This window comes from Streptomyces europaeiscabiei (assembly GCF_001550375.1).
Classification (GTDB): domain Bacteria; phylum Actinomycetota; class Actinomycetes; order Streptomycetales; family Streptomycetaceae; genus Streptomyces; species Streptomyces europaeiscabiei.
On sequence record NZ_LRTR01000741.1, the window covers coordinates 1 to 918 of the forward strand.

A 918-nucleotide genomic window follows, 5' to 3' on the forward strand; every position below is an offset into this window, starting at 1 on the left:
CGGCCTCCGCGGCGGATCTCGACGGGCTGCCGCCGGACGCCGCGGCCGTGCGGAGCGCCCTGCTGGGTACGGGAGTCAGCGATCCGCGCCGGCTGGCCCTGGCCGTGGACCAGTTGAAGACCGTGCTGGCCGGTCCGCTGCCCGACGGGCGGCGGGGCTTCGTCGCCGGCGTCCTCGTGCAGCTCCTGGCCGCGCAGTTCACCTTCAGTGAGGACCCGGAGGACCTGGAGCGGGTCGTGCGCTGCGGGGACGAGCACCTGGCCCTGCTGCCGCCCACGAGTGCGCGGTACATCGAGCTGCTGTGCGCGGTGGAGATGCACCGGCACGCCCACGGGACACTGCACCAGGACGAGGCGACGGTCGCGCGGGCGTGTGACGCGCTGGCCTGGGCGGTCGGCCGGCTGCCGGAGATGTCGGCGAGCTGGATCGGCTGTGTCATCCCTTACGCGCACGCCCTGGCCGGCGTCTCCTGGCTGCGCCGCGACGGGGTCGGCACCCAGGAGGCGGTACGGCTCATCGAGCTGGCGGAACGTGGCCTCGAAGCCCTGCCGGGACGACCGGAGTACTCGCCCGAGCTGGCCGAACTGCGAAAGCAGCTCCGCCCCGCCCTGGCCGCGGTCGCCGACCTGGTCCGCCGCGCCCACGACGACGTCACCTGGTACCGCCACGGTGACGAGGAGCCCGTCTCCTGGACCCCGGCCGGCGACCGGGTGCTGCCGCCCCGGGCCCGGTTCGAAATGGCGCGGACCGCGCTCGGCGAGGCGGTGGAGCGCCGGGACTGGGCCCTGGCGACGGACGCCGCCGAGGCCGCGCTGGAATCGCTGCCGCTGGTGGTGTCCCAGGCGCTGCACCGCGACGACCGCCAGGCCGTTCTGCGTACTGCGCTGCTCGGCCGCCGCTATCCGGCCCCGGCCGGCC

Annotated in this window: 1 protein-coding gene; it reads left to right on the plus strand. The window is 75.6% G+C overall.

Translation table 11 applies throughout. The features are described 5' to 3' along the window. Positions 1-918, plus strand: a 918-nt coding sequence (locus tag AWZ10_RS36650) for a hypothetical protein (protein WP_159058490.1), incomplete at both ends; no start/stop codon positions are given.